Here is a 20599-nt window from a genome sequence, read left to right on the forward strand (position 1 = left end):
AGGGCACGGGTACAGGTGGAGTGCAATGTTTGATGTCATCCCACCCCCTTGGCGTCGGGACGGCGCCGTCCCCTTGAGCGACGCGACATTGCGGCTGCATTCCCAGCGGGTGGACGTGCCCGCGTATGACAGATCGAGCCTTCAGCGTGGTGTCGTTCACATCGGTGCGGGGAACTTTCACCGCGCGCATCAGGCCGTGTACTTCGATGACCTTGCCTGCTCGGGTATTTCGGATCGCTGGGGCGTCACCGGCGTCAGCCTGCACTCCCCTGACGTCAAAGACCTGCTGTCAGCGCAAGATGGCCTGTACACCGTCGTGCAGCGTGGCCACGACCGCCAGACTGCCCGCGTGGTCGGCTCGATCGGCGCCGTTCACTACGCACCCGATGATGACGCAGCGGTCCGCGCCGCCTTGGCAGATCCCCAAACCCGGATCGTCAGCCTGACCATCACCGGCAACGGATATTTCCTGAATCCGGCCACCGACGAGTTCGACGCCGACCACCCCGACGTGCGCGCTGACGTCGTCGCGTCCGGTGGCTATGCCACCGCGTGGGGATATCTGGCCGAGGCTCTCGACCGGCGGCGGCGCGCGGGCGTCACGCCGTTCACCGTGCTCTGCTGCGACAACATTCCCGGTGACAGCCGGCCGGCGAAAGCCGCACTGGTGTCGTTCGCCGCCCTGAAGAACCCGAAGCTCGCCCGCTGGATCCACACGCATGTCGCGTTCCCGTCCACCATGGTCGATCGCATCACCCCGCAAACCTCGACATCGGAGCGCGATTTCGTTGAGCGGACCTTCGGGGTCGCCGACAAATGGCCGGTGGTGACCGAGCCTCATCGCCAATGGGTGATCGAGGACTCCTTCAGCAACGGGCGGCCGCCGCTCGACGAGGTCGGCGCCGAATTCGTTGCCGATGTCAGCGACCACAAGCTGATCAAGACCCGACTTCTCAATGGAACCCATATCGCACTTGCATGCCTGGCCACGCTGGCCGGTTACCAGTCCACCGACGAGGCGATGCGGGACCGCGTCATCTTCGACTACGTCGAAAACCTCCTGCGCGACGAGATTCAGCCGCTGCTACCCGCCGTCCCCGGGATGAACACACCCGGATATCGCGGCATCCTGCTCGACCGGCTCGGCAATCCCCGCATGAGTGACCAATTGTCGCGGCTGGCGCGGCGGGGAACGAGCAAGATCGCCTCGTTTGTGCTGCCCTCCCTGCAGGAGGCGATCGCGCGGGGCAGGCCGCACACGCTGCTGATGTTGGCGGTTGCGGGATGGGCGCGCTACATGCGCGGCCACGACCTCAAGGGGCGAAAGCTCCGCCTCGAAGACTCCCAGGCGATTCCGGTGACTAGGTTGGCCAACATGGCGAGCACGAACCCCGATCCGCTACTTAGCCATGAGATGTTCGCCGAGGTACGCGCGGTTCCCGGTTTTGCCGAGCGCCTCGGCGCCATGATCGCCGATATCGACGAGCGTGGTGTCGTGCCCACCCTGCGTGACGCGATGCGCGACCACGAGCGAGAGTTGGTGTCGCGATGAACGGCCTGAGCTTTGTGCGCACCTTCGACGCGGCGCCGATCACGACCTTGCTCTGCGACGCCGATGACAACCTGTTCGGCTCGGAGAGGCCGGCGTTCGACGCCTCGACCGAAGTGACCAACCGTTTCCTGGCCAGGTTCGGCGTGACCTCGCCGCTTAGTTGCGAGGAGCTGCGCAAGCGGGCCGTCGGGAAGAACTTCCGTAACACCGCTCTCGATCTGGCGGTGCAGTGCGAAGTGCCGCTTGAGGAAACGTTGGTCCAGGGCCGTCCCGCGGCGGTGGTCGCCTCGGCCAGTGACCTCGCGAGCGGCAACGCGCTGTCCGCCGACGAGCTCGAGCAGTGGGTGCGCGAGGAGCGCGAGCGGGTCACGGCTCATCTGGCCGTCACATTGACCCCGGATCCGGAGGTGCTGGAGCCGTTGCGAAGCCTCGCCGGCCGCTATGCGCTCGCCGCCGTGAGTTCCAGCGCCACCCAGCGTCTGCGTGCCTGCTTCACCGCCACCGGCCTCGACTCGCTCATACCGGAGGCGGCGACGTTCAGCGCGGAGGATTCTCTTCCGGTGCCGACGAGCAAGCCCGACCCGGCGGTGTACCTGCACTGCGGCCAGGTGCTGGGCGTCGCAGCCGAACAGGGGCTGGCCATCGAGGACTCCGTGGCAGGCGTGACATCCGCAATCGCGGCCGGCTATGCCACCATCGGCAACCTGATGTTCGTGCTACCCGACGAACGGGATTGCCGCCGTGTGGAATTGATCGATGCCGGCGCAGTCGCTATCACCGATTCATGGCGCGCGCTCGCGGATGTGTTGCTGCTATCGGCAATGCCGGCCGGAGGTTCAGCGGCCCGGTGACGACCCGGGCGCTGACCCGGGGAGGAGTTGGCCAATGGAGCCCAGCGGAATCAATTTGAACAATGCGGCACTCGCGACGGTGCCGATCGACGCGCCCAGCTACGACCGCAGCACGGTGACCGTCGGGATCGCGCATATCGGCGCCGGTCATTTCCACCGCGCGCATCAGGCCGCGTACATCAACCTGCTGCTGCAGCAAGGCCTGGCGCACGAGTGGGGCATCTGCGGTGTGGGGGTCATGCCGGCGGACTGGACCATGCGCGACGTACTCGAGGGTCAGGACGGCCTCTACACGCTGATCCTGGAGAACCCCAACGGCACCCGGGATGCTCAGGTGATCGGCTCGATCATCGACTATCGCTACGCCCCGGACGATCCGGATTCAGCTTTGGAGGTGCTGGCCGCCCCGTCCACCCGGATCATCTCGCTGACCATCACCGAGGGAGGTTATCGCGACCCGGACGGCCCCGCGTTCGCGTTGATCGTCGAGGCGCTGGACCGCCGACGCCGGCGCGGCATAACCGCGCCGACAATCGTCTCCTGCGACAATATCGAGAACAACGGTGAGGTCGCCAGGCGTACCGTGCTCGCAAGCGCCGACCGCATAGATCCCGAGTTGGCCGAGTGGGTGGCGGAGCACGCGCGGTTTCCGAGTTCGATGGTCGACCGCATCACTCCGGCAACGACTTTGGAGATGGCCGCGGAGGTGCGGCGCGACTTCGGCGTCAACGACCGGTGGCCGGTGGTGGCCGAGCCGTTCACCGCCTGGGTGATCGAAGACGACTTCGCCGATGGCCGGCCACCGCTCCAACAAGCGGGCGTGCTGCTGGTCGACGATGTGCGTCCGTACGAGCTGATGAAGCTGCGACTGCTCAACGCGGGGCATCAGTGCCTGGCGTACTTTGCCCATCTCTGCGGGTTCAAGTTCGTCCACGAGGCCGCAAGCGATCCGTTGTTCGCCGAATTCCTGCTTGCCTACTTCGAATCGGAGGCCATTCCCACGCTGCCGCAGGTGCCGGGAATCGACCTGCAAGCGTACGGCCGCACGCTGGTCGAGCGGTTCGCCAACCCGGCCGTGCGCGACACGGTCGCGCGGCTGTGCGCCTACTCGTCGGATCGCATTCCGAAATGGCTGTATCCGGTCATCTGCGACAACCTGGCCAACGGCGGGCCGGTTCGGCTGGCGGCAGCCGTGGTGGCGAGCTGGGCACGATACGCCGAGGGCGTCGACGAGTGGGGCAAGCCATACGAGGTACTGGACCAGCTGGCGGACTCGCTCATTCCGATCGCCCGGTCGCAGCGCGAGAATCCCACCGCGTTCATCGAGATCACCGCGGTGTTCTGCGATCTGGCCCACCAACCCCGCTTCGTCGAGGCGTACCGCTGGGCGCTGGATTCGTTGCACAGCAAGGGGGCTCGGGCGACGCTCGATGCCTTGGTGCGATGACCCGCGGGCTGGTGATCGGCGAGTCGCTGATCGATGTCGTCGGGACCGACGAGCATGTCGGCGGTAGTCCGCTCAACGTCGCCGTCGGACTCGGCCGGCTGGGCCGCGAGGTCGACTTCCTGACCTCGATCGCCGACGACTCGCATGGACGCCGCATCGTCGACTACGTCGAAGCCGCAGGGGTGCAGCTGGTTTCGGAAAGCCGGACCGCACAACGCACGGCGACCGCACGGTCTACCATCGCCGAAGACGGGGCGGCCGACTACGTGTTCGACCTGGACTGGCGGCTCTCTGGAACGCCGCCGGTCGCGCCGCCGCTGTTCGTTCATACCGGATCGATTGCGGCGGTGCAGGATCCGGGCTGCCTGGCGGTCGCCGCGCTGATCGACACCTATCGTGTTTCGGCCACGGTCACCTTCGACCCCAACGTCCGGCCCTCGCTGATCGCGGACCGGGAACTGGCGGTGGAGCGCATCGAGCACCTCGTCGAGCGCAGCGACATCGTGAAAGTCAGTGAGGAAGACCTGCGCTGGATCGACCCCGCACGTTCCCCCGAGCAGATCGCACAAACCTGGTTGCGGCTGGGTCCGGCAATCGTGGCGGTGACTTTGGCCGGCCGCGGCGCGATGGCGCTCTGCGCGGCCGGCGTCGCCCGGGTGCCGACGCGGGCGGTGCACGTCGTTGACACCGTCGGCGCCGGTGACTCGTTCATGGCCGGTCTGCTCGACGCGCTGTGGCAGTCGGGGTTGTTGGGCGGCGACCGGCGCGCCGAGTTGCACGGAATCGGCATCGACGAGCTGACTGCGGCGTTGGAGGTGGCGAGCCTGTGTGCGGCGCTCACCGTCGCTCGCGCGGGAGCCGACCTGCCGGATCGGGCTGCGCTGGACGCGGCTTCGCGTCGTTAGCCGCGCACCCCCCCGTAGTTCGAAGTCTGGCCGGTCGATCCCGCGTCGTAGCCCTGTCGTGCTGTTTTGCCACCGGCCCTACGGGCATACTGACTTGCATGCGCTCCATCTGGAAGGGTTCCATCGCGTTCGGGCTGGTCAATGTGCCGGTCAAGGTGTACAGCGCCACCCAGGACCACGACATCAAGTTCCACCAGGTGCACGCCAAGGACAACGGCCGCATTCGCTACCAACGCGTGTGCGAGGTGGACGGCGAAGTCGTTGAATACCGCGACATCGCGCGGGCCTATGAATCCGACGACGGTCAGATGGTCATCATCACCGACGACGACCTCGCCACGTTACCCGAGGAACGCAGTCGCGAGATCGAAGTGCTGGAGTTTGTGCCGGCCACCGAGGTGGACCCGATGCTGTTCGACCGCAGCTACTTCTTGGAGCCGGACTCTAAGTCATCGAAATCCTATGTGCTGCTGGCCAAAACGCTCGCCGAGACCGATCGGATGGCGATCGTTCACTTCACGCTGCGCAATAAAACCCGGCTGGCGGCGTTGCGCGTCAAGGACTTCGGCAAGCGCGACGTGATGGTGGTGCATACCTTGTTGTGGCCCGACGAGATCCGCGATCCGGACTTCCCCATCCTGGATAAGAAGGTCGAGATCAAGCCGGCCGAACTCAAGATGGCCGGTCAGGTCGTGGAGTCGATGGCCGAGGACTTCAACCCCGACCGCTACCACGATACCTACCAGGAGCAGCTACAAGAACTGGTCGACGCCAAACTCGAAGGCGGAGAAGCATTTACCACCGAGGAGCAGCCGAAGGAACTGGACGAGACCGAGGACGTTTCGGATCTGCTCGCCAAGCTGGAGGCCAGCGTGAAGGCGCGTTCCGGTAACGGCAAGGCACCCGCGAAGAAGGCCGCGGCGAAGAAGGCCCCGGCGAAGAAAACGGCCGCCAAAAAGGCGCCGGCCAAGAAGGCGGCCAAAAAGGCGGCCAAAAAGGCGGCGTCGAAGTCCTGAGCCGGCTCAGCGTTTGCGGGTTGCCAAGAAGCGGGTCAGCGCCGCAACGACATTGATCACGGCGACCATGATGATCAGGGTCAGCGCGGCACCCCAAATCCGCAGGAAACCGGCGTGTTCGGGATTGGTGAGCTCGGTGTAGATCAGCAGCGGCAATGACGCCATGTTGCCGTGGAAGATGTCGAGGTTGATCGACCGGCTGTAGCCGACCAGCACCAGCACCGGCGCGGTTTCACCGATCACCCGCGCGATGGACAACAGGATTCCGGACACGATGCCGGGCATCGCGATCGGGAAGACGATCCGCACGATGGTCTTCCATTTCGACACACCAAGCGCGTAGCTGGCCTCACGCAGTTCATCGGGCACCAGCCTGAGCATCTCCTCGGCGGACCGCACCACCACGGGCAACATCAGCAAAACCAGGGCCAGCGACACCGCGAACGCGCTCTGCTGGAAGCCCAGGGTGGCGATCCAGAGGCTGAAGATGAACAGCGCCGCCACGATCGAGGGCACTCCGGCGAGCACGTCGACCATGAACGTCGTCAGCCGTACCAAGCGCCCGGATCCGTATTCCACGAGGAAGACGGCCGTCATCAAGCCCAGCGGTACGGCCAGGGCCGCGGCTACCCCGGCTTGTACCAGCGTGCCGTAGAGCGCGTGGTAGATGCCGCCGGCGAACTGCTCCGGCAGGATGCCGTGCAGCGAGTGGGTCCACCACTCCGACCGTGTGACTGCGTACCAGCCTCGTTCGACCACGATCCACAACACCCAGATCAGCGGCACCAGCGCAATGCAGAACGAAGCGAGGAAGCAGATCGTCGCGGCGTTGTTGGTGATCCGGCGCCGGAAGCTCAGCGGCCTGAACACGTCGGCCTTCACCGGCCGGTCCAGCGCTTCAACTGTCATGAGCGCCGCTCCTCCTCATCGCTTCGCTCTGCATCGTCGCCGCGCGGGTCATGAGCGCCGCTCCTCCTCATCGCTTCGCTCTGCATCGTCGCCGCGCGGGTCATGAGCGCCGCTCCTCGTAGCGGTTCATCCGTTGACCTTGTTGCCTGCGATCGCGCGCGCGAACGCGTTGACGACGAACGTCAAAACGAACAGCGCGAATCCCGCCGAGATGTATGCCCCGGTGGGCAGCGGCGCGCTGAACTCGGCGGCCGCCGACGCGATCTTTGAGGCGAACGTGTAGCCGCCGTCGAACAGCGACCAGTTACCCGGCTGGGCGGCCGAACGCAAGATGATCAGCACCGCCACGGTTTCGCCGAGCGCGCGACCCAACCCCAGCATCGAGGCCGCGATCACACCGCTGCGGCCAAACGGCAGCACGGTCATCCGCACCACCTCCCATTTGGTGGCGCCAAGCGCCTGCGCCGCCTCCATCTGGATGTGCGGGGTCTGGCGAAACACCTCCCGCGAGACCGACGTGATGATGGGCAGGATCATCACCGACAGCACGACGCCGGCGGTGAAAATGGTGCCGCCGCCGGCCAATGAGACATTGCCCTGCTTGAACAGGAACAACCAACCCAGGTGGCGGTTGAGGAACGCGGCCACCGGCTCGATCTGGGGTGCAAGCACAAAAATCCCCCACAGTCCGAAGATGATCGATGGCACCGCGGCCAGCAGGTCCACCACCGCACCGAAGGGCCGCGCCAGCCGCCTCGGGGCGTACTGGGTGAGGAACACGGCGATACCGACCGCGACAGGGACGGCCAGCACCAACGCGCTGAGCGAGCTGAGCACCGTGACCATGAGCAGGTCGCGGATACCGAATGCGAGCTTGTTCGGGTCGCTGGTGCTGAACTTCGAACTGGTGAAGAAGTTCGCGTGGTTGACGCGCAACGACGGGACCGCACGCAGCAACAGGAACACCGCGATCAACAGGATCGCGACCACAATCGTCGAACCGGCAGCGGCGGCCGTCAACTTGAACAGCCGATCAGCCCGCCGCCCCACGTGTTCACTCAGCGCTGTTAGAGCCGGCTTCTCCGTGGTCGACGGGCTGATTGCTGATCCTCCTGTCCCGACCACCTCAGGTTATGTGATGGCGTTGATGGAAGCGGACAACCTCGCCTTGAACGAGTCAGGGATAGGGATGTAGCCGTTGTCGGCAAGGCCGTTTTGCCCGGCGCCGACCGTGCTCTGAAGGAACGCCTTCACCGCCGTACCGATCTGCGCGTCGGGATACTTCGAGCAGACGATCTCGTAGGTGGCCAACACGATCGGGTAGGAACCGGCCTGGGTCGGCTTGTAGAAGGAAAGCGTGTCCAGCACCAGGTCGTTGCCCTGGCCTGCGATCTTGGCGCCAGCAATCGTCTTGCCCACCGAGTCGGCGCTGATCGCCACCGGGACCGGGCCGGCCGAGGTGACGACCTTGGCCATGTTCAATTTCTGCGCTTGGGCAAACGACCATTCGTTGTAGGTGATCGACCCCTCGGTCGCCTTGATCGCCGCCGAGGTGCCGTCGTTGCCCTTTGCTCCCTCGCCGACACCGCCCTTGAATGTCTTGCCGGCGCCTTTGCCCCACGCACCGTCGGAGGCGGCATCGAGATACTTTTGGAAATTGTCGGTGGTACCGGATTCATCGTTGCGGAACACGACGTGAATCGGTTCGGCGGGCAGCGTGACACCGGGGTTGAGCGCCTGAATGGCGGGGTCGTTCCACGTCGTGATCGCGCCGTTGAAGATTTTGGCGGCCGTGGCGCCATCCAGACTCAGCGAATTGAGGCCCGCAACGTTGTAGGTGATGGCGATCGGGCCGAAAACCACCGGGAGATTCAACGCCGGTGAACCGCAACGTTCCTGTGCCGCGGCGTATTCGTTTGGCGCCAGCGGCGAATCCGAACCACCGAAATCTGTTTGTTTACCGTTGAATTCGCTGATTCCCGCGCCCGACCCGTTGGCGGTGTAGTTCAGCGTCTGGCCGGGACAGGCCTGTTCGAACGCGTTGACAAACCGGGTCATCGCGTTGGCCTGAGCCGTCGAGCCGCTGGCTTTGAGCGCTTTGCTGCCACCGCAGCTCACGTTGCCAGACGAGGAGCCACTCGTTGCGCTCGCGCCACTTCCGTTGTTGTTATCGCTTCCGCACGCCGACAACACCAGCGCACCGGCGCCCAGCACGCTCAACACGGCGCCAAATCGGTTCAGTTTCAATTCGCTTCCTTAAGGTAGGGATCTGCCTGTCGGTAGCCGCTGCGCCCGACCAGCCCGTTTCGCAGCCACGAAGCTAACAGTAACAAGATGAACGTCGAGCAAATTGGTGAACGATCACCGCTGAACGCATTGGCACCGCGCGGCCACGTGGGCATGAGCAGTACCCGCCCGTGTTCTAGCGCCGTGCGACAGCAAAGAAAGTTGCGTGGATTAGTTCGCGACGATGTCGCCGCGAACTGGTTCTCACGTCACGGCGTTGATGGACTGCGCCTGGCGCGACTTGAATGATGCAGGCACCGGGACGTATCCGTTGCCCGCCCCCAAGCCGTTCTGCCCGGCGCCGACCGTGCTCTGCAGGAACGCCTTTACCGCCGCACCGACCTGGGCATGCCGGCGCGGCGGCTGTCATACGACGTCAGCGACAAAAGTAGAACGTGTTCCAGAAATGCCCGATCCGAGCCGCCGCGGCTTGCTACCGTGTCGGCTGACACCGAAACGAAGAGAGGCTGCCAATGATCCTTGACAGGTTCCGTCTCGACGACAAAGTCGCCGTCATCACCGGTGCAGGCCGCGGCCTCGGGGCGGCGATCGCACTGGCTTTCGCCGAGGCGGGCGCGGATGTTCTCATCGCCTCCCGCACGCAGTCCCAACTAGACGCCGTCGCCGAGCAGGTCCGCGCGGTCGGTAGGCGGGCCCACGTCGTGGCGGCCGACCTGGCGCATCCCGAGTCCACCGCGGAGCTGGCCGGCAAGGCCCTCGAGGAATTCGGGAAACTAGACATCGTCGTCAACAACGTCGGCGGGACCATGCCCAACACGCTGCTGACCACCTCTACGAAGGATCTCAAAGACGCCTTCACATTCAATGTCGCCACGGCCCACGCGCTGACGCTGGCCGCGGTGCCGTTGATGCTGGAACACTCCGGCGGAGGCAGCATCATCAACATCACCTCGACCATGGGCCGGCTGGCCGGGCGCGGTTTTGCCGCGTACGGCACCGCCAAGGCCGCGCTGTCGCACTACACCCGGCTGACCGCCCTGGACTTGTGCCCGCGCGTTCGCGTCAACGCGATCGCGCCGGGCTCGATCCTGACCTCCGCCCTGGACGTGGTTGCCTCCAACGACGAGCTGCGTGCGCCAATGGAGAAGGCCACACCGATGCGCCGCCTCGGCGATCCCGTCGACATCGCGGCCGCCGCAGTCTATTTGGCGTCTCCCGCCGGCAGCTTCCTGACCGGCAAGACGCTCGAGGTCGACGGCGGCCTCACCTTCCCCAACCTCGACATCCCCATCCCCGACCTGTGACCCCCGACCGCTAAGGAGCTAGTCATGCCCATTCCCGTCGTTCAATTGGGCACAGGCAACGTCGGTATCCACGCTCTGCGGGCGCTCATCACCAATCCCGAGTTCGACCTGAAGGGCGTCTGGGTATCCTCAGACGCCAAGGCCGGCAAGGACGCGGCAGAGCTTGCGGGGCTGAGGGAGTCGACCGGCGTGCTCGCCAGCACGGACCTGGATGCGGTGCTCGCCACCGGACCGCAATGTGCGGTGTACAACGCGCTGGCCGACAACCGGCTGCCCGAGGCGCTCGAGGACTACAAGCGCGTCTTGGCGGCGGGAATCAATATCGTCGGCAGCGGCCCGGTCTTCTTGCAGTATCCGTGGCAGGTCATCCCGGAGGAGCTCATCAAGCCTTTGGAAGATGCAGCGCGCGAAGGGAAGTCGAGCCTCTACGTCAACGGTATCGATCCCGGGTTCGCGAACGATCTGTTGCCGCTGGCGCTGGCAGGCACCTGCCAAAGCATTCAGCAGATTCGCTGCATGGAGATCGTCGACTACGCCACCTATGACAGCGCCACGGTCATGTTCGATGTCATGGGGTTTGGCAACCCGCTGGACGAGATTCCCATGCTGTTGCAGCCCGGCGTTCTCAGCCTGGCGTGGGGGTCGGTGATCCGCCAAATCGCTGCGGGGCTTGGTATTTCGCTCGACGAGGTCACCCAGGACTACGTTCGCATACCCGCCCCGGAGGACTTCGACATCGCCGCGGGTCACATCGCCAAGGGCACCGCCGCGGCGCTGCGCTTCGAGGTGTTCGGCATGGTCGACGGCGACCCCGTCGTCGTCCTCGAACACGTCACCCGGCTGCGCGAGGACCTGTGCCCCGAGTGGCCACAGCCCGCCCAAGAGGGCGGCTCCTACCGCATCGAGATCGCCGGCGAACCGTCATACGCCATGGATATCTGTTTGAGCAGCCGCAACGGCGATCACAACCACGCCGGCCTGGTAGCCACCGCGATGCGCGTAGTCAACGCGATCCCCGCGGTGGTGGCCGCCCGGCCGGGGATCGTGACGACCCTGGACCTGCCGTTGGTCACCGGGAAGGGGCTGTACCTGCCGCGCTGAGGATCGAAGGAGGGAAACGCCGGAGCCGATGACGGTCGCGCAGGATATTCGGCTAACCTCACTTTATTATTCGGCGCCAGGAATTGAGGTCGGCAGGTTGGGGCAGCGCACCCAGGGCTCCCTGAAGGGCAACTGGTATTTGCTCGGGCCCGCGTTCGTCGCCGCGATCGCCTACGTTGACCCGGGAAACGTCGCCGCCAACGTCAGCGCCGGTTCGCAGTACGGCTACCTGTTGCTGTGGGTCATCGTGGCGGCCAACGTGCTGGCTGGGCTGGTGCAGTACTTGTCGGCGAAGCTGGGACTGGTCACGGGGCGCTCCCTGCCCGGCACGATCGGCAAGAGGATGGGCCGCCCGGCGCGGTTGGTGTACTGGGCTCAGGCCGAACTCGTGGCCATCGCAACCGATGCGGCCGAAGTCGTCGGTGGGGCCATCGCCCTGCACATTCTCTTCGATTTGCCGCTGCTGGCCGGCGGGCTGATCACCGGCCTGGTGGCCTTGCTGTTGCTGGGGATTCAGGACCGGCGCGGACAGATCATTTTCGAGCGGGTCATCACCGGCCTGTTGCTCGTCATCGCGATCGGGTTCGCGGCGAGCTTCTTCGTCAAGACGGCCCCGCCGGAGGAGATGCTCGGCGGGCTGGTGCCCCGGTTCAGCGGCACCGAAAGCGTACTGCTGGCGGCCGCCATCCTGGGTGCGACCGTGATGCCGCACGCGGTCTACATGCATTCGGGCCTGGTGCTGGACCGGCACGGGCATCCCGCCGAAGGTTCACATCGGCGCCTGCTGCTGCGCATCACCCGATGGGATGTCGTGCTGGCGATGACGGTGGCCGGCACGGTCAACGCAGCGATGCTGGTCATCGCCGCGGTCAACCTGCAACACCGCGACCTGAGCGCCTCTATTGAGGGCGCCTACTCCGCAATTCACCACACACTGGGCGCCACCATCGCTGTGTTGTTTGCGATCGGGTTGCTCGCGTCGGGCCTGGCGTCGTCGTCGGTGGGCGCCTACGCCGGCGCCATGATCATGCAGGGATTGCTGCACCGCTCGATTCCCATGGTGGTGCGCCGGTTGATCACGCTGGTGCCCGCCCTGGTGATTTTGGCGGTGGGATTCGATCCGACCCGCGCGTTGGTGTTGTCGCAGGTGGTGTTGTCGTTCGGCATTCCTTTTGCGGTACTGCCTTTGATCAAGCTGACCAGCGATCGCGAGTTGATGGGCGGCGACGTCAATCACCGCATCACGACGGTTCTCGGCTGGGCCGTCGGCGTATTGATTAGTCTGCTTAACATGGTGCTCGTCTGGCTGACGGTGACCGGCTGAATGCCGGCCCGCCGGCACCTCTACTTCGCATACGGGTCGAACCTATGCGTTCGTCAGATGACGCAACGCTGTCCCGATGCCGCGCAGCCGCGACCGGCGGTGCTGACCGATCACGACTGGCTGATCAATCAGCGCGGCGTAGCGACCGTCGAACCGCTCGCCGGTAACCAGGTGTACGGGGTGGTTTGGCAAATCTCCGATGGTGACTTGGCGACATTGGACAGCGCCGAGGGGGTGCCGGTCCGCTACCGGCGCGACGAGATGACCGTGCACACCGACGACGGACCGGCGTCGGCCTGGGTCTACATCGACCACCGGGTGACGCCCGGCCCGCCCCGGCCCGGCTACCTGCCCAAGATCATCGACGGCGCCACCCAGCACGGGTTGCCGCAACGCTGGGTCGACTTCTTACGCCGCTGGGATCCCGCTGGATGGCCCAGCCCGAAATCGCCGTCGGCATGCGGGCCTGGGCCACAGTCACTTTCGGCATTGCTGAGCGAGCCCGGGGTAACCGAAATCAGCAAAATACATTCGCGTTTCGGCTTTTTCGCGATCCACGGCGGGGGCCTGGAAGAGATGACCGATGTGATTGCCGAGCGCGCCGCAGAGGCCGCCGGTGCCTCGGTGTATGTGGTGCGCCATCCGGATCGCTACCCGCACCACCTGCCGTCTGCCCTGTTCGACCCGGCCGAGTCGGCGCGGCTCGCCGAGTTCCTCGATCATGTCGACGTGGCGGTGTCGCTGCATGGGTATGGGCGTGATGGTCGCAGTACCCAGCTATTGGCGGGCGGCCGCAACAGGGCTTTGGCAGCTCATCTGACGCGGCATATCCAGCTGACCGGCTATCAGGTGATCACCGACCTCGACGACATCCCGCCGGAGTTGCGGGGCCTGCACCCGCGCAACCCGGTGAACCGGGTGCGGGACGGCGGAACCCAGCTGGAGCTTTCGGCGCGGGTCCGGGGGATCAGCCCCCGCAGCCCGCTGCCGGGTGATGACGGTTTGTCGTCCGTCACCGGCGCCCTGATCCAGGGGTTGGCCGCAGCAGCACGTAGTTGGTCGATGTCGAATCGTTGAACGGAGATTGTTGGTGGCCAAGGATTTTCGCTTCGGAATGAGCATGCGGTTTTACAAATCGCGCGAGGCGCTGCTCGACAAGGCCAAGCGCGCCGAGGACGCCGGCTTCGACATTCTCTGTGTGCCCGACCATTTGGGCGCCGCGGCACCGTTCCCGACGCTGACCGCGGTCGCGATGGTCACCACGACGCTGCGGCTGAGCATGTATGTGCTCAATTCCGCGTTCTACAAGCCGGCCCTGCTCAGCCGGGACATGCAAGCCCTGGATCTACTCAGCAATGGCCGCCTGGAGATCGGGCTCGGCACCGGGTACGTGCGGGAAGAGTTCGAAGCCGCGGAGATTCCGTATCCCAGCGCCGGCGCACGGGTCGACTATCTCGAGCACATGACGAAGTACCTGAAAGATCATCACCCGTCGACGCCACTCATCATCGCCGGGAATGGCGACCGTGTGCTGACCATCGCAGCCCGCAATGCCGACATCATCGGGCTGACCGGCTCCAAGGTGCGCGACGTCGAGGACCCGTTCGCCGAACGCGTCGAGTTCGTCCGCAATGCGGCCGGAGAACGGTTCAACTCACTCGAGCTGAACCTGGCGATCACGGCGATGCCACGCGTCGGCGAGACCGAGCCCGACCTCAAGCTCACGCGCGCTTACTCACCCAACCTGTCCGATGAGGAGATCCTGTCTCAGCCCTCGGTACTCAGCGGCTCCCCCCGCGAGATAGCCGACACGTTGTCGGCGTACCGCGAAAAGTACGGTGTGTCGTCATTCACCGTGCAGGACAACAACATCGACAACTTCGCCAAGGTGATCGCCGAACTGCGCTGACCGCCGCGGGGGTTACCCGCCAGCCTGCCGGTAAGCTCAGGCCCGTCCGCCCTCGTAGCTCAGGGGATAGAGCACGGCTCTCCTAAAGCCGGTGTCGCAGGTTCGAATCCTGCCGGGGGCACAGCGTGTATGTATGACCTCGGCTGATGCGTGACATTTCGTCGTCGGGTGATGCGTGACAGTGTTTCGGCTGATGGTCGACAGTTGTTTCGGTTGATCGGTGACACTCCGTCGCGCCGTACATCCAGCATCGCATCCGCGAGGTCTATTGATGGCAGCGGCACAGCCCGCTCTCGACCTGCCTTACTGTCAAAGCGGCCATTCCGTTCGTGGCAGCAACAGATCATCGGTGAACTCGCGGGCCCGCCGCTAGTGAGGCCGTCTTCCCAGCACAGCTACTCTGCAGTCCGACCAATTAGCAATCAAGTAATCACCGATTCGGTTGGTAGACCGACGGCGGTCCCCAACCCGGGCCGTTAAAGCAGTCGGGGCCGTGTTGTGCCGCGCATTCCATCAACTGGCCCGGAGGTGGTGGTGGCGTTGTCGATGTCGGTCCGGTCGCCTGGAAGGTGAACTTCACAGGAATCTGGCCTGGGGCACTGCCGCCGGGTATATGGGGGATGGCCCACACTCTGTAGCCCTCCGAAATTTGTGGATCGGTCTTGACATTAGCTTGCCATTGGTGGTTGACGACATTTGCGAAGGCGGGCCAGAAGCCACCCGAAGACTGTGGGCCTATCAGGACAATCATGCCGTCGGCGTCTTTATCGGCGTGGCCCCATACTTTGACCTCAGTACCCGAGGCGTTGATCGCATACTTGTCAACCGGACCCTGGTCGGATCCCTGGCTCACGGGGGTCGGTGTGATGGTCGTCCACGTCGATGGCATAGAAGCCGTGGCGCCGTTAGTCACCGTCGGTGGCGTAGACACGGAGCCGATCGGTGGCGAACCGGAGCCGATATGGTTCACCAAGGCGACGCCTATCGGCGTGCCAGCGGTGATTAACGCTGCGGCGATCCCGCCGTACAGTTTTACCTTGGGTGTCGCCCTAGAGTTGCGCGGGTTATATGCGTGCGATGACATGGCTGCTCTACCTCCGTACGCAGAGCTTGTAGTAATAGTCGTGTTGCCGCATGGCGTTTTCGATCGCACTGATTGCCGGGGCGTCACACGCGGATTGACAGGGCACTGCAACCCGATCCGACGTGCACATGATGCTCTGGCTTTCGGTACCGTTACCGTTTAATTACGGTGTCAGAATGATTACGCAAGATCACGCCGAGCACATGAGTAGTGCACTACTCAACTTCCTGTCAGCGTCCCTGCTCGCGTCCTGTGATCGAACATCGGCGTAAGCCGCTTGGGCTGCCGCTTTAAAACAGTTCGGTTTGGCTCTTCGAATCAAAGAGGACAGTAACGCTGTTCCAAACCGGCGATGCACATTCGCGCGCCACGTGCCACAGCACCGGACGGCCAAGGAACATCCGACGAAGGCGACCGTCGATTCCTTCTCGGTGGTCCTTCGCGGCTTACCCCAGCGAATCGAGAACGGCGCCGTGGTGCGCACCGAGAGGGCGCTGTGAGAGTTCGGCTTCGTGGGTCTGCCCGCGGCGGGGTCGTGGCGGGCGGCAGCGGTGCGGTGGGGCCCGCGGCCGCTTCCGACAGAAAGGGAATGCCAACCCGAGGGAATTGCTCGGACTGGCCGTTGGGGATCAGATGAGGGGCGTCAGCAGCAGCCGGGAGCCCATCCCGACCGTGCGGGCCAGGGTGGCGACATAGGCATCGAACAACGGGCCGGCCCGTCGTAGCTCCCACAGCGTCTGCACCGTCAGCCATGCGAAGTCGCGGGCCTTATCGATGTCCCACGAGGTGACCAGATGCGCGACCGGTTCGAGGTGGTCGTCGATAGATTTCTCCACCGCGGTGAGGAATGACCGCCGAATCTCGGCCTCGACACTGGCCAGCAGTTCGTTGACCTTCTCGTAATCGTTGTGGATACCCCGGCTGTCGGGCGTGCACTTTCGAGCAGCGCAGGTCGCGACCACGGCGAGCGGCAGGTCGTTCTCGATGTGCGTGTTCATGCCGGCGAGTGCGAATTGGATTGGCAATATGCCCGTGTGGGCCCGCGCGGCGAACAACGGCTCCCACGCCTTGGGCTTGTCGGTCGGGGCGTCGTACGCGTCGAACCAGTAGCCGGCGAATCGCACATCGAGGTCGGCGATAAACGCGTCGTCGTGAAACACGTGGCCCGTTGACAAGCGGTCCTGCACCATCTCGGTCACGCGCAGATAGACGCCGTTGAAAACGCCGGCGCCATCACCCGCCGGCACATCGGAGGCGATGGCGCGCATGTGCGTAAGCACGTCGGCAACTGAGGTTGGGCTCATCCGTCCATCACAGCAGACAGATGCCGGCCCGGCGCGCAAATCGTATCGCTTAACACCGTGCATGCTCCGAGCAACACCGCGTAACCCGTTTCTTCCCGAAATGCGACCATCCCCAACAGATTCGAGAACAACGATGTCACTGGACCATCGGCGCGCGCGCTACACTCGCCGGTGCCGCTGCAGCGTTTCAAGGCCGGCCAGACAAAACTCAGACGCGGCCCTGGAGGATCCGGTCCCACGAGCAGCCTCATCCACCCTTCGTTTATTCCTCGGGATATGATCGAGAACCGATGATTGCCGGCAAAGCGGACTGGCGTCGGATTCCATTGGCTCGTAACTCAAGCGATATGCTACAGCAATCTTGAGAACGACGAACTGGTACAGCCGGTGTCGCCGGTTCGAGTCCTGCCGGGGCACAGTTGTCGTGTATGACCTCGGGTGATGTGCGTCGTTTCGTCTTAGGATGATGATCTCGAGTTTCCGAATCAACTCCCCCGAATGGGCCGATCGCGTAGTCTTCCCGCTCACTCAGGTTGAAACGAGGGAGACGCGAATGGGCACCAGCCGAGCCATCATCAATGGCATATACGACCAAGTCAATCTCGACCATTTCAGCGACGTCATCGTCGCTAAGGTGGACCTGGAGAACCCGGATGGCCAGGAACTCAACTGGCTCCTCATGGGCACAGTCGTGCTGTGGAATTACGATGGCTCTAAACAGTATGCCGAAGCCAGGCTTCTCTACGATGCGAACATCGAACTCGAGAAAGTACGGATCTACCTGAACGACGCGGATAATTCCGGCATTACGCTCTTCGCCGGACTCACCACCACTCGCGACGAAACCGTCACCCTGGCATGTAACACCTACAGGGGGGGTGCTTTCGGGGCGCGCATAGTCGCGTTGAGCGTCGACTCTCTCGAATTTCAATAGGGCGCCGAAGGTTCGGCAGCCTAACGCCACGGCGCCCCGTTGCCCACCACCCCGCCACGCCGTCATCGGTGATGGGCCCGGGAAGCCCATCTCGCCTCCGAGCGCTCTGTAGTCGCGAATCGACTGACAAAATCGCTCGACCGTCACTTGGAGTGTGCGCACGTGAAAGACTTCGCATACGTGTAGCGTTCACCTCCGCACGAATCGGCAACGTCGTAGGATTGCGAATCGGGGATCCTTGACTTCGGTTGAACTTTGACCACTTCAAAACGGGGGGCACAGTGGCCGCGAGGTACCAAATCGACCGTATGCCGCGCGGGGGGCCGGACGCCTCATGGCTGGACCGGCGGCTGCAGACTGACCGCCTGGAATATCTTGACCGCGACGGCGCCGACGATCTGAAACGCAGGGTGGTCCGCTCTCTGGAACGCATCGAAAAGTTTTCTGGTACGCAGAAAAAGTTTGCGCGCATCGCGCTCGACGAGGTCGCGGATGTGCGCGATCCCAATATCCTCGAACTCGGTGCCGGGCACGGCGGGCTATCACGAGCGCTGCTGGCGATGCATCCCACAGCCCAGGTCACGGTCACCGACATTGATCCCACATTCGTGGCCTCCATCGTCGCCGGCGATCTGGGCACGCACCCGCGGGCGGTGGTCCGCGCGATGGACGCCACCGCCGTCGACGCGCCAGATGGGTGCTACGACCTTGCGATATTCGCATTGTCGCTGCACCACCTGCCGCCGCCGCTGGCCGCCCGGGTTTTCGCCGAAGGCACCCGGGTCGCGCACAAGCTGCTGGTCATCGACCTGTCGCGCCCGCCGTCGATGGTGCACATTCTGCGGTTGTCGCTGACTTTGCCGTTGGCACCGATTTTGCCGCTACACCACGACGGATTCATCAGCGGGCTGCGCGCCTACAGCCCGTCGGCGCTGCGGGCGTTGGCACAGTATGCAGACCCGGCGATCAAGGTCGAGATGCGCGGAGGCAAAACATTCAAGCCGCAAATCGTGGTGGCGACCCGCTTGCCCAACCATCAAGCGTCGTTCAGCTACCTCATGCAGAAAGAGTTCAGGGGCGTGCCGAAAAAGCATCGGCCGAAACTGCGTCAGACATGACACGACGACAGAATGTCGAGCACTAACTGACGTCAGTGACCCGCCCGACTGGAACGTGCGGCCCAGGGATTGGCTGTCGGTTGTTTGAACGATTGCCGTTAGATTGATGTCGTTCGCGGGGCAACGCCTTTCGGTGAATTGCCGTCGCTCAGGATTTACCCCTGATGACCCCCGGTCATTGCAACCTTGGACGGTTTCAATCGGAACCCTCGCCTGCGCTTGAGTCACCGCCGCGGGCCAACAGCAACAAACGACCAACATGAACCGAGTTGCGCGATTTTCCCGTCTTCCCGGGTCACGTAGGAATAATCTGCGGTTTATGAAACGAGAGATCGTTGGCCTAGCAACGGTCGCGCTGGTGTCCGGCGGTTTGAGCGTGGCAGCTTTGGGATTGGGCACTGGTACCGCCCATGCGTATACCTATGGCCCATTCCAATGGTGTCCAGGACAAGCTATGCCGAATGATCCACCCCGATCGGATGCGGACCTAGTTTGGGATATGGGTGTCTGCCACACCTATTACTTCGACTACGACGTGCGGACCAAGGCTCCTGCGCACTATTGGGAGGGGCCCAACCTATTCCCGACTCCAATCCCATCGCCTCCGCCGCAACCTTTGCCACCGGATTGCCCACCGTGGTCACCCATCTTGGCCCCCTCGCGCTGCGGTGGCCTCTAGTCCGTGTGCTGTGCTCACGACCCGATCCTCTGAGTTGCGATCACTCGCTCACGGCCGATCGATACCCGGTTATAGCGATTGTTGTTCATTCTTCGGACTACCGATCGCCGCTGACACGAACCGAAAAGTATTGCCCTACAACGACTTCGTGATACAAGTGAGAACCGTCAAAGGCCAGTTGGTGTCGCAGGCACGAATCCTGCCGAGCACGATCTGAGGAAAGCCCATGCGATCGAAACACCCAAGGCTAAGCTAACTGCGGCGGCGGCCCGACTTGATGATCTCGAGGCGTTCCTTGAGCAGTTCGTCCAGTTCCTCGATCGAGCGGCGTTCCCGCAGCATGTCCCAGGGTGTGCGCGGCACCTTGACCTTTTTGGGTTCGACCGGGTCACCACCCTCGATCAGGATGCCTTCCAAGCCGTTGCGGCACAGCCAGGTTCCGGGGATCTCAGCGTCGTCCGCGAAGGGAACCTCAAACTCGTCGCCGTTCTCGGTCCGGTATCGCGCCGCCTGACGCGGCGCGAGGCTGTGGTTGCGGTCAGCCTCGTAGCTCACGAAGCCCAGGCGACTGCCCCTCATGACGCGATCAGCCATCGTCAACGCTCCCCTGACGGTCCACTTGATCGGCAGTGGCGCGCATCCGACCAGACATTTGAAGCAGATCGTGTTCCCCCACACCTTCGGGCAGGGTATAGGCGAGTTGGCGTAACTCGAGGGCGTAGTCGCGCAAGTCCTGGCGGAGCTGCGCCTCATAGGTGGGCATAATTTCTTCCTGGGGCAGGGATTTACTGAGACGCACGGACTTTCGACTTGGAACTTGATGCCGTCCAGCTGTCCATCCGTAATGCACCGGGGGGTGTTATCTAGCGTCTCCCAACCGCCCCCGCCACCCTACTCCGTTGGCGGGCTAGCCAC

18 protein-coding genes, 1 tRNA gene and 2 pseudogenes are annotated in these 20599 nt (G+C 63.9%); 14 read left to right on the forward strand and 7 right to left on the reverse strand.

From position 1 onward, the window contains the following. Positions 1–25 precede the first annotated feature (25 nt). From A5686_RS01650 to A5686_RS01670, 5 genes are all read left to right on the forward strand, one after another. A complete protein-coding gene (locus A5686_RS01650) occupies positions 26–1552 on the forward strand; it encodes a mannitol dehydrogenase family protein (RefSeq protein ID WP_067930140.1) in 1527 nt (508 codons plus the stop codon). Next, positions 1549–2403 carry an HAD family phosphatase gene (locus A5686_RS01655; RefSeq protein ID WP_067930142.1) on the forward strand — a complete coding sequence of 285 codons (855 nt, stop codon included), beginning with the start codon at positions 1549–1551 and terminating at the stop codon, positions 2401–2403. The genes A5686_RS01650 and A5686_RS01655 overlap by 4 nt, the downstream gene beginning before the upstream one ends. A gap of 34 nt (positions 2404–2437) precedes the next feature. After that, positions 2438–3850, forward strand: a complete 1413-nt coding sequence (locus tag A5686_RS01660; RefSeq protein WP_067930145.1) for a mannitol dehydrogenase family protein — start codon at positions 2438–2440, stop codon at positions 3848–3850. Beyond that, the gene (locus A5686_RS01665) at positions 3847–4755 is read left to right on the forward strand and encodes a carbohydrate kinase (protein WP_067930147.1); all 909 of its coding nucleotides are present in this window, start codon (positions 3847–3849) and stop codon (positions 4753–4755) included. The genes A5686_RS01660 and A5686_RS01665 overlap by 4 nt, the downstream gene beginning before the upstream one ends. Positions 4756–4853: 98 nt before the next feature. After that, complete coding sequence (locus tag A5686_RS01670; protein ID WP_067930148.1) at positions 4854–5771, forward strand: Ku protein; 918 nt, start codon at positions 4854–4856, stop codon at positions 5769–5771. 6 nt (positions 5772–5777) lie between these two features. Here the strand turns inward: A5686_RS01670 and pstA are convergent, their stop codons facing one another. From pstA to A5686_RS27740, 4 genes and pseudogenes are all read right to left on the reverse strand, one after another. Beyond that, positions 5778–6680: a phosphate ABC transporter permease PstA gene (pstA, locus tag A5686_RS01675; RefSeq protein WP_067930150.1), complete on the reverse strand. Its 903-nt coding sequence runs from the start codon at positions 6678–6680 to the stop codon at positions 5778–5780. 126 nt (positions 6681–6806) lie between these two features. Then, complete coding sequence (gene pstC / locus A5686_RS01680) at positions 6807–7781, reverse strand: phosphate ABC transporter permease subunit PstC (protein WP_156749898.1); 975 nt, start codon at positions 7779–7781, stop codon at positions 6807–6809. A 30-nt stretch (positions 7782–7811) separates the two neighbouring features. Then, positions 7812–8927, reverse strand: a complete 1116-nt coding sequence (gene pstS / locus A5686_RS01685) for a phosphate ABC transporter substrate-binding protein PstS (RefSeq protein ID WP_067930154.1) — start codon at positions 8925–8927, stop codon at positions 7812–7814. 243 nt (positions 8928–9170) lie between these two features. Beyond that, positions 9171–9314 (reverse strand): annotated as a pseudogene (locus A5686_RS27740) (phosphate ABC transporter substrate-binding protein PstS); the annotation flags it as partial. Positions 9315–9439: 125 nt separating this feature from the next. On the opposite strand from A5686_RS27740, the gene A5686_RS01690 reads away from it, so the two are divergent. From A5686_RS01690 to A5686_RS28165, 7 genes are all read left to right on the forward strand, one after another. Further along, entirely contained in the window at positions 9440–10231 is a 792-nt protein-coding gene (locus A5686_RS01690; RefSeq protein ID WP_067930156.1) for an SDR family oxidoreductase, read from the forward strand. A 24-nt stretch (positions 10232–10255) separates the two neighbouring features. After that, positions 10256–11332 (forward strand): diacylglycerol kinase, encoded by a 1077-nt coding sequence (locus tag A5686_RS01695; RefSeq protein ID WP_067930158.1) that lies wholly within the window; start codon positions 10256–10258, stop codon positions 11330–11332. A 28-nt stretch (positions 11333–11360) separates the two neighbouring features. Beyond that, on the forward strand, positions 11361–12656 hold the full coding sequence (locus tag A5686_RS01700; RefSeq protein ID WP_197520443.1) for an Nramp family divalent metal transporter: 1296 nt from the start codon (positions 11361–11363) through the stop codon (positions 12654–12656). Continuing rightward, positions 12657–13733, forward strand: coding sequence for a poly-gamma-glutamate hydrolase family protein (locus tag A5686_RS01705; RefSeq protein WP_067930159.1), 1077 nt, complete (start codon positions 12657–12659; stop codon positions 13731–13733). A 7-nt stretch (positions 13734–13740) separates the two neighbouring features. Next, positions 13741–14565, forward strand: coding sequence for an LLM class F420-dependent oxidoreductase (locus A5686_RS01710; RefSeq protein WP_082947415.1), 825 nt, complete (start codon positions 13741–13743; stop codon positions 14563–14565). A 48-nt stretch (positions 14566–14613) separates the two neighbouring features. Next, positions 14614–14686 (forward strand) — tRNA-Arg (locus A5686_RS01715). A gap of 1334 nt (positions 14687–16020) precedes the next feature. After that, positions 16021–16149 (forward strand): hypothetical protein, encoded by a 129-nt coding sequence (locus A5686_RS28165; protein ID WP_255404991.1) that lies wholly within the window; start codon positions 16021–16023, stop codon positions 16147–16149. Between the two features lie 129 nt (positions 16150–16278). Here A5686_RS28165 and A5686_RS01720 read toward each other — a convergent pair whose 3' ends face one another. Beyond that, positions 16279–16953 carry a DUF5995 family protein gene (locus tag A5686_RS01720; protein WP_067930160.1) on the reverse strand — a complete coding sequence of 225 codons (675 nt, stop codon included), beginning with the start codon at positions 16951–16953 and terminating at the stop codon, positions 16279–16281. A gap of 553 nt (positions 16954–17506) precedes the next feature. Between A5686_RS01720 and A5686_RS01725 the strand changes: the two genes are divergently transcribed. Both A5686_RS01725 and A5686_RS01730 read left to right on the forward strand, forming a co-directional pair. Continuing rightward, on the forward strand, positions 17507–17887 hold the full coding sequence (locus A5686_RS01725) for a hypothetical protein (RefSeq protein ID WP_156749891.1): 381 nt from the start codon (positions 17507–17509) through the stop codon (positions 17885–17887). A gap of 308 nt (positions 17888–18195) precedes the next feature. Further along, a pseudogene (locus A5686_RS01730) lies at positions 18196–18912 on the forward strand (class I SAM-dependent methyltransferase); the annotation flags it as partial. A 1024-nt stretch (positions 18913–19936) separates the two neighbouring features. On the opposite strand, the gene A5686_RS01735 reads toward A5686_RS01730, so the two are convergent. Together A5686_RS01735 and A5686_RS27500 are read right to left on the reverse strand one after the other, a co-directional pair. Beyond that, positions 19937–20278: an RNA polymerase-binding protein RbpA gene (locus A5686_RS01735; RefSeq protein WP_067930170.1), complete on the reverse strand. Its 342-nt coding sequence runs from the start codon at positions 20276–20278 to the stop codon at positions 19937–19939. Then, entirely contained in the window at positions 20271–20447 is a 177-nt protein-coding gene (locus A5686_RS27500; RefSeq protein ID WP_197520444.1) for a hypothetical protein, read from the reverse strand. Before A5686_RS27500 ends, A5686_RS01735 begins: the two co-directional genes overlap by 8 nt. Positions 20448–20599 lie beyond the last annotated feature (152 nt).

The organism is Mycobacterium sp. E2479 (assembly GCF_001667925.1).
GTDB lineage: Bacteria > Actinomycetota > Actinomycetes > Mycobacteriales > Mycobacteriaceae > Mycobacterium.